Source organism: Paenibacillus sp. FSL R10-2782, assembly GCF_038592985.1.
In the GTDB taxonomy this organism is placed as follows: domain Bacteria; phylum Bacillota; class Bacilli; order Paenibacillales; family Paenibacillaceae; genus Paenibacillus; species Paenibacillus terrae_C.
Genome location: NZ_CP151951.1, coordinates 5558971 through 5571141, shown reverse-complemented (window position 1 = coordinate 5571141; position 12171 = coordinate 5558971). Strand labels below are relative to the sequence as shown.

At 50.1% G+C, this 12171-nt stretch carries 11 protein-coding genes; all 11 read left to right on the top strand.

Annotated features, from left to right (window positions below; translation table 11 throughout):
* Positions 1-214 precede the first annotated feature (214 nt).
* The 11 genes from NST83_RS25365 (at position 215) to NST83_RS25315 (ending at position 12151) form a co-directional block, all read left to right on the top strand.
* Positions 215-1501 carry an adenylosuccinate synthase gene (locus NST83_RS25365; RefSeq protein WP_137060956.1) on the top strand — a complete coding sequence of 429 codons (1287 nt, stop codon included), beginning with the start codon at positions 215-217 and terminating at the stop codon, positions 1499-1501.
* A 243-nt stretch (positions 1502-1744) separates the two neighbouring features.
* Positions 1745-2569 carry an ABC transporter permease subunit gene (locus NST83_RS25360; RefSeq protein WP_137060955.1) on the top strand — a complete coding sequence of 275 codons (825 nt, stop codon included), beginning with the start codon at positions 1745-1747 and terminating at the stop codon, positions 2567-2569.
* A gap of 50 nt (positions 2570-2619) precedes the next feature.
* Entirely contained in the window at positions 2620-3651 is a 1032-nt protein-coding gene (locus NST83_RS25355) for an ABC transporter ATP-binding protein (protein ID WP_342416120.1), read from the top strand.
* A 98-nt stretch (positions 3652-3749) separates the two neighbouring features.
* Positions 3750-4919 (top strand): extracellular solute-binding protein, encoded by a 1170-nt coding sequence (locus NST83_RS25350; protein ID WP_342416119.1) that lies wholly within the window; start codon positions 3750-3752, stop codon positions 4917-4919.
* A 2-nt stretch (positions 4920-4921) separates the two neighbouring features.
* Positions 4922-5764, top strand: a complete 843-nt coding sequence (locus NST83_RS25345) for an ABC transporter permease subunit (RefSeq protein WP_342416118.1) — start codon at positions 4922-4924, stop codon at positions 5762-5764.
* A 31-nt stretch (positions 5765-5795) separates the two neighbouring features.
* Positions 5796-7310: a hypothetical protein gene (locus tag NST83_RS25340; protein ID WP_342416117.1), complete on the top strand. Its 1515-nt coding sequence runs from the start codon at positions 5796-5798 to the stop codon at positions 7308-7310.
* Positions 7307-7774 (top strand): hypothetical protein, encoded by a 468-nt coding sequence (locus NST83_RS25335; RefSeq protein ID WP_342416116.1) that lies wholly within the window; start codon positions 7307-7309, stop codon positions 7772-7774. Before NST83_RS25340 ends, NST83_RS25335 begins: the two co-directional genes overlap by 4 nt.
* The gene (locus NST83_RS25330) at positions 7767-8774 is read left to right on the top strand and encodes a CehA/McbA family metallohydrolase (protein WP_342416115.1); all 1008 of its coding nucleotides are present in this window, start codon (positions 7767-7769) and stop codon (positions 8772-8774) included. The genes NST83_RS25335 and NST83_RS25330 overlap by 8 nt, the downstream gene beginning before the upstream one ends.
* 27 nt (positions 8775-8801) lie before the next feature.
* Positions 8802-9518, top strand: coding sequence for a GntR family transcriptional regulator (locus NST83_RS25325; protein WP_137060949.1), 717 nt, complete (start codon positions 8802-8804; stop codon positions 9516-9518).
* 143 nt (positions 9519-9661) lie between these two features.
* Positions 9662-10327, top strand: a complete 666-nt coding sequence (locus tag NST83_RS25320) for a hypothetical protein (protein WP_342416114.1) — start codon at positions 9662-9664, stop codon at positions 10325-10327.
* A gap of 300 nt (positions 10328-10627) precedes the next feature.
* Complete coding sequence (locus NST83_RS25315) at positions 10628-12151, top strand: M23 family metallopeptidase (RefSeq protein ID WP_342416113.1); 1524 nt, start codon at positions 10628-10630, stop codon at positions 12149-12151.
* The last annotated feature ends 20 nt before the right edge of the window (positions 12152-12171 follow it).

Genomic DNA, 12171 nt, shown 5'->3' with positions numbered 1-12171 from the left:
AAATGGTGCTGTTACACTTATAGTGCTGCTTCAACGCAGTGGGGAGATCATTACGCCCGGGGCTTTCCGTACCTACGGAATGTCTGCGACGGACGTTTTTTCCTGCTGTCCGAGAACGTTCTATATCTGTCCGCTCAGGCGGTTTAAGTCAGATATACGTAGCGCGTCAGCCCAAAATCAGAGTGTCTGTGGGCACTCCACGGAGGAATGAAACATGTCAACTGTAGTCGTTGTGGGAACACAATGGGGAGACGAAGGCAAAGGTAAAATTACGGACTATCTGGCGGAAAGCGCTGAAGTGGTGGCCCGTTACCAAGGCGGAAACAATGCTGGTCATACGATTCTCATTGACGGTAAAAAGTACAAGCTGAGCCTGATTCCATCCGGCGTTTTTTATGAAGATAAAAAGTGTGTCATTGGCAACGGCATGGTAGTTAATCCGGCCGCTCTTATTGAAGAAATTACTTACATTCACGATAATGGCTTTTCTACGAAAAATCTGGTCATTAGCGACCGTGCACATGTTATTATGCCATACCACATCACGTTGGATGTGCTGGAAGAAGACCGCAAAGGACCTAACCAAATCGGTACGACGCGTAAAGGGATCGGCCCTGCTTATATGGATAAAGCTGCACGTAATGGTATTCGTATTGCTGATTTGCTGGATGCAGAGGAATTCGAAAAGAAGCTGCGCCATCAAACAAAAGAAAAGAATCATATGATTGAACAAGTATATGGCGGCGAGCCGCTGGATGTAGAAGAAATACTGAAACAGTATCTGGAGTATGCTGAATTTATCCGTCCTTATGTAGGAGATACGTCTGTTGTGTTGAATGATGCGATTGATGCGAATCAAAAGGTACTGTTCGAGGGCGCGCAAGGCGTTATGCTCGATATCGACCAAGGTACGTATCCGTACGTTACATCCTCCAACCCGTCGGCTGGCGGCGTATGTATCGGTTCCGGTGTAGGCCCGTCCAAGATTCAACAAGTCATCGGTGTAGCTAAATCCTACACAACTCGTGTCGGTGACGGTCCGTTCCCAACGGAACTGAATGATGAAATCGGTGATTACATCCGTGAAACAGGCCATGAGTACGGTACCGTTACAGGTCGTGCTCGTCGTGTTGGCTGGTTCGACAGTGTAGTTGTGCGTCATGCGCGTCGTGTCAGCGGACTTACAGGTCTGTCCTTGAACTCGCTGGACGTATTGACAGGTCTGAAAACGGTGAAAATTTGCACAGGCTACAAGTATCGCGGTGAGGTGATTACGCATTATCCGGCTAGTTTGAAAATGCTGGCGGAGTGCGAGGCCGTATACGAGGAACTGCCAGGCTGGAGCGAAGACATTACTGGCGTGAAAACGCTGGAGGAATTGCCTGAGACTACTCGTAATTACGTACAACGTGTATCTGAGCTGACAGGCATTCCAATTGCAATCTTCTCTGTTGGTCGTAACCGTGACCAAACGAACCAGGTGCTTCCGATTTATCTGTAAACCAGCGGAATCGTTTTATCTGTTAAGGCGTTACGCCTATTCAATTGTATAGCTATTCCTGCACGTTCAAGGAGAGAGAGGCTGTTAAAGCCTCCCTCTCCTTTTTTAATGTAAAAAGCGTTCCTCTGATTTCTGCCCCCTTTACAAAATCTTATCGCCCATGTCGATTTGTGATAACAAACCCTCTCTATAATCCAGATAGAAAGAGATTCGGACGTCTAGACGTCTTGAGAGGGATGAATTATGAACTGGTATCTTCGCTCACTTGGCACACGCAAAATTGTGGAGTTCATCGTGCTCGTTATTTTCGTCATTTTTTTCCTGGGGCCTTTAACTAATTTATTGCTGCTGGCAATTTCGGGAAAATGGCAGTATCCTGCACCGCTGCCACAGAGCTTGTCACTGGAATGGTGGAAGTTTGTATTAACGCAGGATGATGTGCTCAGCTCCATATCTCTATCCTTCCTGATCGCTATTACCGTTACAGTCTGCTCGATTATCGTATGTGTTCCCGCTGCCTACGCCTTCGCGCGGATTTCGTTTCCGCTTAGCAAGTGGTTTTTGTTTTCATTTTTGCTCACGCATGCTTTTCCGAAAATGGGATTGTACGTGTCTATCGCGGTGTTGTTCTACAAATTCGGGCTGATGAACACCTTTACGGGCATTGTATTGATCCACATGGTGAACACGCTGATGTACATGACCTGGATTCCTTCCTCTGCGTTCCGCAGCGTCCATCGCGCTCAAGAGGAATCTGCCCGGGATGCCGGGGCGGGACCGTTACGGGTGTTCTGGAAAATTACGTTCCCCATGGCGCTGCCCGGCATTGTGGTCGCTTCCATCTTTACATTTCTCGCTTCATTAGATGAGGCTCAGGGAACGCTGCTCGTCGGGACACCGGACTATAAAACGATGCCTGTCATTATGTATTCCATTATTGCGGATTATCCGAGTACTACGGGTGCTGTATTCTCCGTCATTTTGACTCTGCCCACGGTGATCCTGCTGCTGGCCGCAAGGCGTTTCGTAAGCGCGGACGTGCTGGCTGGCGGATTCCAGGTGAAGTAATGCGACTGAAATCGAATTTTGCAAAATCCTGAAAAAAGGAGCCAAAGCTAATGTCCATTCAATTATCCATTCGTGAGTTAACCAAACGCTTTAAGACGGGAGACGGAGTCAAGGGCATCTCACTTGACGTGATGAAAGGGGAGCTTGTGACCCTGCTCGGTCCTTCCGGCTGTGGTAAAACAACCGTGCTTCGCTCCATTGGCGGCTTTCTGGACCCGGACAGTGGCGACATTCAGATTCAGGGTAAAAGTGTGCTCAAGCTGCCACCCGAAAAACGCCCAACCGCTATGGTGTTCCAAAGCTATAATTTGTGGCCGCATATGACGGTGTATGACAACCTTGCTTTCGGGTTGAAGATTCGCAAGGTGAAAAAGGCCGAAATCGACCGCCAGGTAAAGGAAGCGCTGGCGCTGGTTCGGCTGGAGAGCGCAGAGCGTAAAACGCCGGGGCAGCTCTCGGGCGGTCAGCAGCAGCGGGTAGCGCTCGCTCGGGCTCTGCTGCTCAAGCCGGATGTATTGTTGCTGGACGAGCCTTTTTCCGCGCTCGATGCCAAGCTGCGCATGGAGATGAGGGAGGAGCTGCGCGACATCCAGACCCAGACGGGGATGACGATGGTGTTTGTCACCCACGATCAGGAGGAGGCGCTGTCGATTTCCGACCGGATTGTTGTTATGAATGCGGGGCGGATTGAGCAGCTATCGTCGCCACAGGAGATTTATGATAAGCCACAGTCGCTTTTTGTAGCGGGCTTTATTGGCCGCATCAATTTATTAAAGGGGGTGAGTACAGGTCGCAGTGTCTCTGTGAGCGGCATACCGTTTGCACAAGAGCATGAATATACAGGTGAATCTATGGTCGGTGTAAGGCCAGAGGATATTGTTCTGACGACCGAAGAAAACGGCTCTCTAGCCGGAACGATCAGACAAGTGATGATTCTCGGGCATTATGCGGAGGTTTCGCTGGATAGCGGTACCGATCATCTGAAAATGTTTGTGCCGCGTGAACGGGCAGCCGAGCTGCGCAGTGGAGAGCAGATCAGATTCAGCTTCAGTAAAATGGTTACTTTTCCGGCAGCACAGTGAAGATTCACGATCAACCTCTACATCGCATCAATGTCCATCATGAACGCATCATCTGGTGATGCTGCGAACTTGTGCAACTATCTAAAGGAGGCAACAACGTGTTTGGGAAAAAGAAGATGGGTCTGATTTTGGCTGGAGTGCTTAGTTTATCGTTGTTGGCTGGCTGTGGAAACGGCGGTAATGCCGCTACAGCTACAGGGGAAGCCAAGGATACGAAAGCGGGAGCCGCTACGGGAACGACAGAAATCTCCTTGTACACTGGCGGTTCCTTGAACGTCAAAGAGCTGTGGGAAACGTTAATCAAGGACTTTGAAGCTAAAAATGATCACGTTAAGGTCAAGCTGGTGTATTTGCCAGCGGGAACCGGGGGCGCATCTACGCTGGATCGTCTGATTGCAGCTAAGAAAAGCGGGCAAACCGATACAGATATCGACCTGTACGAAGGCAGTCTGGATGACATCACTAAAGGGGTAGGCGAAAAGCTGTGGGAAACGGTGGACACTACCAAGGTTCCTAACCTAGCGAATGTCGATGAAACGTATCTCAAACAAGTCAACAATCAGGCCATTCCATATCGGGCATCTTCGGTTGTTCTCGCCTACAACAGTGCAAAAGTAGCGACACCTCCGAAAACAGCGGATGAGCTGTATACGTGGATTCGTCAGCACCCGGGCAAATTTGCTTATAACGACCCGTCCACGGGTGGATCGGGTAGCTCGTTTGTGAACACGGTTATCTATAACTTCCTTCCTCCAGAAGCGATGAACAGTGATGATCCGGCCAATATGAAGAAATGGGATCAAGGCTTCTCGCTGCTCAAGGAACTGGGTCCTTCGATGTACCAAAAGGGAGTTTATCCGAAAAAGAACCAAGGCACGCTTGATATTTTGGCAAGTGGAGAGGTGGACATGGTTCCGGCCTGGTCCGATATGGCGCTCGAACAACTGGCTAAGGGTCTGCTTCCAGACACGGTGAAGCTGACACAGATCGACCCTGCATTTACAGGCGGTCCGTCTTATCTGATGGTTCCTTCGCTTTCCTCCAAAAAAGAAGCAACACAAGAATTCCTGAATTATGTGCTGACGCCAGAAGCGCAAACGGTTGTTATTAACAAAATGTACGGCTATCCGGGGATTAAGTGGAGTCTGATGCCAAGTGAATTGCAAGAAAAATTCAACAGTGTATCTTCTGGATACCGCAGCTTTAACAGCGGCGAGCTCCAGCAGGAAATCTACAAACGCTGGCAGAGTGAAGTAGCGGGCGGTTAATCATGAGTTCATCGTCCAAAAGGGGGATGCTGGGGCTTGCCCTAGTCATCCCGTCTTTTCTCATTTTGCTGGTTGTCGTCATAATTCCGATTCTCTATGCCGTAAAGGAAAGTCTGATTGATCAGCATGGAACAGGCTACGGGCTGGCGAACTATATCCGCCTGTTCACAGAGCCTGCGATGCGAAAAAATATGATATATACGATCAATGTCACGCTGGTTTCGACGGCCCTCACATTGGTCATCAGCTACGCTTTGGCGATTTATTTGCGATTTGGAAAAGGTTTTGTCGTCAAATGGATCGGGCGATTGTATTTTGTCCCGATGTTCGTTCCCGGCGTAATTGCAACCTATGCGATCATTACGATGTACGGCAATCATGGCTGGGCTGCACGCCTTTTGTTGCCGCTGGGTATTGAAACCATTCCGAGGATTATTTACGACTACAAAGGTCTGGTGCTGGCTAATCTGTGGTTTAACATTCCGTTCGCAACGATGTTGCTAAGTTCGGCGCTGGCCAGCATTCCGAACGCTGTTGTGGAAAGTGCCAGAGACGCGGGAGCCAGCACGCTGCAACTGTTTGGGCGCTTTATTTTACCCCTTTCCTACAAAACGATGTGGGTTGCGGTGACCTTCATCTTTATGGGGATTATGGGCAGCTTCACAGCTCCGTTCCTGATTGGCGCCAACTCGCCGCAGGTGCTGGGTGTGGCGATGCAGCAGGTATTTTCCAGCTATCAGGAGACGCATACAGCCAGCGCAATGGCAGTGTTTATGTTTTTACTGTGTTCTTTTATGGGCTACTTTTATATTCGGACTATGGTGAAGGATGCCGAGGCGAGCTAGAAGGCCGCTATACACTGAGGAGGTTACAGGGATGAACAGCCAAGCAGAGGTGCAGATTACGGGGTTTAGTGGGCGAGTGTGGGAAAAGGACCTGCTGGATTGCGGGTATCGGATTGCCTTACACAAAGCGGAGGTTGAGCTTAGTCCGGGGAACGGATTCCGGTTCACGTTTTCCATGCCCGAAGACGGGTTCGCGGAGCTTGATCTGCTCGCCAGATCAGACAGTGACTGGGCTGCGACAGATCGGGAATCCGCCTTCGTACGCCTCTACCTGAACGAAGCCTATAATCAGGATGTTATTTTGTATTATGGCAGCAGTCAGGGAGTGTACACCCGTTTGTTGGGGTATCTAAAAGAAGGCGATTATGAGGTCTATGCCGAATTTCGTGAGCTGGAGTCGGCTCCGCTTGTATCCAGAGCATGGATCGACGGGGTTGAACTGCGCTGCGTGGCTGATTCTTCTCCAAGATCACTGATTTATCGCCACACCCCGCTTTTATACGGACGTAATCTGGCGCATCCCTATGAGAATCGTTTTACAGATACACCGCTTGTTCTGTTCTACTCCATGGAAGAGAATGAGGGGAAAACGATCATTGAATACCAGATGATGTTCAGCCATGAGGATGAAGGAACGCCTGCACCGCTGCTTATGAGCAAATGGGGAAGAACCACCGATATCGAATGGATGTACCGCGTCGAGCTGGATGCCGGGGGCAACGTTCTGGAGGCTGTTTTCCAGGGGGCACATCATATTACGACTGCGTTTAATGGCAACTATGATCTGGGCGGGCATCCTGTTCTCCAATCCGCAACGACGAATGGAAACTTTAAGGATGACATTTCTTCGGACTATCGTTTTATGCTGCCGCCTGCTTTCCAATGGAAGCCAGAGGAAGAGCCGCGTGAGGCGGTCATGAGCCGTTTTCCTTTTGCCTATCAGGTCACCGGGTGGGAGATGGAGCGTCAGCAGGAGCTGGAAATGCCATCAAATGCGTCTTCCATTATGCTTGCCCATCAGCGCAGCTATGTATTTATCCAGACTTCAAAACGCCCCTTAAGGGATTCCAGCAGTGAATCGTCTCCAGTGTCCAAGCCGGGCTTTAACCGACGCGAGGAAGATGCCTGTGTGGATATAGAGCTTCGCCTTCATGGCTCGGAGCAGTGGTATTCATCGTGCTATCATGATCTGCGACTGGGTGATTTCAGGGCTGCTTATGAGGGTGCAGAGTCGCATTTTTCTACCACGGTCAAGTTATCTGGAGAGGCTGTGCTTGAGGATATAGCTGAAATCAGAGCTGTATTGCTGGAAGGCGGTGCAGACAGCATGGAAGTGGCTGGACTGTATGCTTTTACGCTAAACGAGGAAAACCTGCCGAAGTTTCCTGGTATTCGTACGGACCGGGTGATTGAGCTAACGCGGCATCATCCAGCGGGTATTTTATGGGCAGCAGACAAAGACGGGGCGGGTGATGGCCAACATACTTTAAATCGTACGGAGAACCGTGCTGTGGATGACCCGACAAGCAAGGATGGGGAGTCATGAGCAGGCTCCTGTATGTGGAAGGAACGGTCGATAGAACCTGTACCCAGAGCCATATTACGTACTCTTTTCACATCCCGCAGCCGACTGACACGATCCGTATTCACTTCTCTTACACCCCCAAGTTATTGGAGGATCAGGAGCAAGCGCGAGAGATTATTGAGGAAAGCATCAGCAAATACGGATACGACGAACCGGGACATTCATCAGATCTGTGGAAGAAGTATATGCCACTGCAAAATTTATTGACGCTGTCTGTCGATGACCCTCTCCGCCACCGGGGAAATGCACATCGTCCCGAGATGCAACAGGAGCATTGGCTCGGTTCGCCTGGGGCTTCGCCGGGATTCCTCGCAGGAGATAATCCGGCGGGCATGTGGCGGATTACCGTCAGTCTGCATGCCGTTGTGACCGAGACGCTTGTTTACCAAATTCACGTATTGGGGGAGGAAGCCATATATGCTTAAATGGATTCCGTCTGAGCTTCACACCCATACGCTTCACAGCGACGGAAAGCAAACGCTGGAGGAGCTTGCCCAAAGCGCAGCGGACCTCGGGCTGGAATGCATCGCTATGACGGATCACAACACGCAGTCGGCACTTGTAGATCAGGACCGGGTCGAGCAGCAGTTCGGTGTCCCGATCATTTCAGGGATGGAGTGGACGACTTTTTACGGGCATATGCTGACGCTGGGGGTAGACCGGTTTATTGACTGGCGAGTGCTGGGGCCGGATGACATTCATGAGGGAATCCGGCAAGTGCATGAGCAGGGAGGCATTGCAGGACTTGCCCATCCATTCAGGATCGGAAGCCCGATCTGTACGGGGTGCTTTTGGGAGTATACCATCCAGGACTGGCATGAGGTCGATTATATTGAGGTCTGGTCAACACTTATGCCGTCTATTAAGCGGGATAGCCAGCGGGCGTTCGCCATGTGGACGGATTTATTGAATCAGGGGTATCGCATCACGGCGGTAAGCGGTCGGGACTGGCATGTATCCAAACGGGATGATGCGCTTCCGGCTGTCACGTATCTGGGTGTTCATGGTGAAGCAGAAGAGCAGGAGAGCTTAGTTAACCGGGCAGTTGAGGCGATCCGCCTCGGTTCGGTGTCGGTTACGATGGGACCGTTACTGACGATGTCGGCACAGGTTAAGGGTAGTGATAAGCGATATCACATCGGTGAATGTGTAGAGCTGTCTGTGGAGGATTCACTGTCTGTGACGGTTCAATTGGATGTGGAAACGAGAGCAGCCCATTACACCCTTGAGCCTCAGAACCTTCGCCTTTTGCTGACAAGTAGTCATGGAGTATGCTCTGAGACTCAGATCCCTGCTCAATCAGGTGAATATACGCTATCATTACAAGATCCCGCAGGAAAAGGCTGGTTACGGGCCGAGCTTTATGGCTGCATGGAGGACTGTGTGATGATGATTGCTTTTACGAATCCGATTTATATGGCTTAATACAATAGAAAGGCTGGGCTTCGGACGGTGTCAACAAAACAGGAGAACATTAAGCAGCTTATAGAAGAATATATAGAGGCTAACCAGATTGGCCCTGGAGATCGGCTGCCTTCGGAAGCTGCACTTTCCCAATCCTTCCGTGTCTCGCGTACGACACTACGGGGAGCTATTCGTCAACTGGAATCGGAGGGCAAGCTGCTGGTGAAGCACGGGAGTGGTACGTTCGCTACTTGCCCGCTGCCAAGCATTCCAAGCTCGCTGGACCGCCTGTACAGCATCGGGGACATGATCCGTTCGGCAGGGTTGAGGGAGGATGAGCAGTTGGAATCTATCAAGAGGATGACGGTATGTCCCCCTGATATTGCCGAACGAATGAGGTTTTCCGAGAATGAGCCTATGATCGTTCTGGAGCGGACTCGCACAGCCGATGGAGAAGCGGTAGCACATTCTATCAATTGGATGCCGGAGACATTAGCAGGTTCGATTTTGGACGGCGGGTCTTTTTCAGGTTCGCTTTTCCAAAGCCTGGAACTTAAAGCCGGGGTACGAATTGTTGGCGCGTATTCGGAGCTTACTGTCCCGAATCATGACGATGCCCATATGACGCGTCTGTTGAAGCAGCCGCAGGCTACCGTGTTACTGCTCAAGCAGCTTCATTATGATGAGCTGAACAGACAGGTGTTGTATTCGCTGGATTATGTCCGCAGCGACATTTTCCATTTCTGGGTGCGCCGTACACGCTGATTCATGTAAGAATTACATCTACTATCCAATCGTGCTAGTTTTACATATTCCAAGGGTTAAAAATCGTCATATCTCGTCAATACTGATCTATATGCACTTCATGATGTACACATGGCAAGATGCGTATAAGGAGGGAATGGGATATGAGGTGGCTTGGATGGCTACTTAAGAAAGGAATGACGGTGGTGCTGGTCAGCGCTTTAACACTGGCGGTAACAGGCGTGGTTGTGAATGCCTATGTTCAATCGCTGCTGCGGCAGTTTAACATTCAGTTGGATCATCAGCCGATATGGGGACTGGGCTGGTTGAACGGAAGCTCTGGCACCGATAAAAGTACTGATACAGGAAAAAACAAAGCTACGGGCGGTAGTTCGGAAAGTGTAACACCGCCTGATGATGCTTTATCCGTTATGGGACAGGGCTTAGATGAGAGTGGGAGAGGCACGGGAACCAGTGGGGCAACGAATGGGAAAACCCCGCAGGAGGGTGGTTCTTCTTCGGCTGGTGCAACGGGCGGCGTGTCACGGCAACAGGCAGAAGGTGCAGCTACACCTGAAACAAGTATTGAAGGTCATGACCTGGTCATTACGCCTGACCATTTGACGAAAAAAAAGAACAGCTTACCCGCCGGGCAGAAGCAGGAGATTTTTGCGATACTGATGAATAAATTGCCACCGGAGGAAATGCAAAAAATATCTGCCGCGATGGAAGGCGGCCTGACCGAGCAGGAGCTGCAGGATATCCAGCAGGTGCTTGCGAAGTATCTAACGAAAGAAGAGTATAACAAGCTGATGGGTATGCTTAAATAGTAACGATTCGACTATGGGTAATGCTCATGCTCACAACAGGACATTGGAATCCGCGCCGGGCGCGGATTTTTTTGCGTGTCAGGAAGGAATTGGGGTGGAGTTGAATTCTTTGTAAAAGCTATGTTAAAGTAAGACAGTGTCGTGAAAAGGTTAAAATTTTGAAACCTTTTACGCAACTATGCAATGCTAGATAGCGACTAATATCATAGATACTTGTAAATACAGGCTGGATTCATAGCGGGAAAAACCAATAACGAACGCATTTATATAGAGATAAGATATGCTGAAAAGGAGAGAATCATGGAGGTTTTGAAGGGAAAGCATTCATCAGAGAGCAGGAATGAAGATTCAAGCGCTGAAGACAAGCCTGCTGGAGCAGCAGGAAAAATAGCAATGTGGTTGAGCGGGCGCAGAAAGTGGTTGAGTTGGACTGCGGGCGGTGTGGTGATTGCAGGCAGTCTTATTTTTGCTGGAAATCAATATGTCGGGGCGAATACGGTTCCTTATTATAAAGTGTATGTAAAGGGTGTGGAGGTCGGAAGCATCCTCAATGAGCAACAGCTAAATCAACTGTATGCAACGAAGAGCAAGCAATATAAGGACAAGTATCCCGGTGTGGACATGGTGCTCAATACGAGCGCAGTAACGACAGGTATTGAAAAGGCGTATAAAGTGGATATCGACAGCGGAGCAACACTGAAGAAGCTGGATGGCATGCTGACCGCGTATGCCAAAGGCGTAGAAGTGAAGGTCAACGGCCAGACGGTCGGTATTGTAAAGGATAAAGCGACTGCACAGGCTGCTTTGAAGCAAGTGCAGAAGAAATACACACCTGCGGGTGAGGGCACGGCTACAGGCATCAAGGGACTGGTTCGCAAAACATCCGTGGGCAGTAGTCATGCAAATGCCAGTAGCAAAGCCTCTAAAGCATGGCTGGAGTCTGCCACTATTCGTGAGAAAATTGCATATGAGCCTGTAAAAGCAGACCCGAACAAGGTGCTGACCGAGGCAGAAGCGGTTAAAGCGCTGACCGAGGCGCGTGAGGCACCTGTAACGTATACGGTACAGGAGGGCGATTCCTTGTCGTCGATTGCGAATAAATTTAATATGACCGCTTGGGAGATTAAGCAGAACAACCCCGGATCGCGTGAGCTGTATCTGCAAATTGGAGATGAATTGAAGCTTACCGCTCCAAAGGCTCCGGTTACGGTGCAAACAGTGGAGAAGGTCGTTGAGCAGATTGCTATTGAGCCTGAGATTGAGGTTCGCCAAAGTGACGAACTGAAAGCAGGAGTCACCAAGGTTGTCAGACCGGGACAAGCAGGCTTGAAGGAAATGGATTACCGTCTGACCAAGGAGAACGGCGAGGTCGTGCGAGAGGAATGGCTCGGTCAAAAGGTGTTGCAGCCGTCTGTTTCCGAGGTGGTGTTGAAAGGAACAAAGGTCGTAGGCGAAGGATCGGGAGAGTTCGCTTGGCCGGTGTCCGGCGCAGCGATGTCGAGCAGCTTTGGCGCACGCTGGGGACGTATGCATGAGGGTGTCGATTTGGTCGGCAGTCCTGACATCCACGCATCGGATGAAGGTGTAGTTACATTTGCAGGTCAGCAGAATGGCTACGGCAATGTCATTATGATTGACCATGGTAATGGCTACCAGACAGTATACGGGCATTTGAGCAGCATTGGCGTTCATGTGGGACAGGTGGTTCAGCAAGGCGAGTCGATCGGAGTTATGGGGAACACAGGACGCTCGACAGGAACACATCTGCATTTTGAAATTCGTAAAGACAATACGCCACGCAATCCAATGACGTATTTAAGATAGATGGATCGTTTATAACGCTG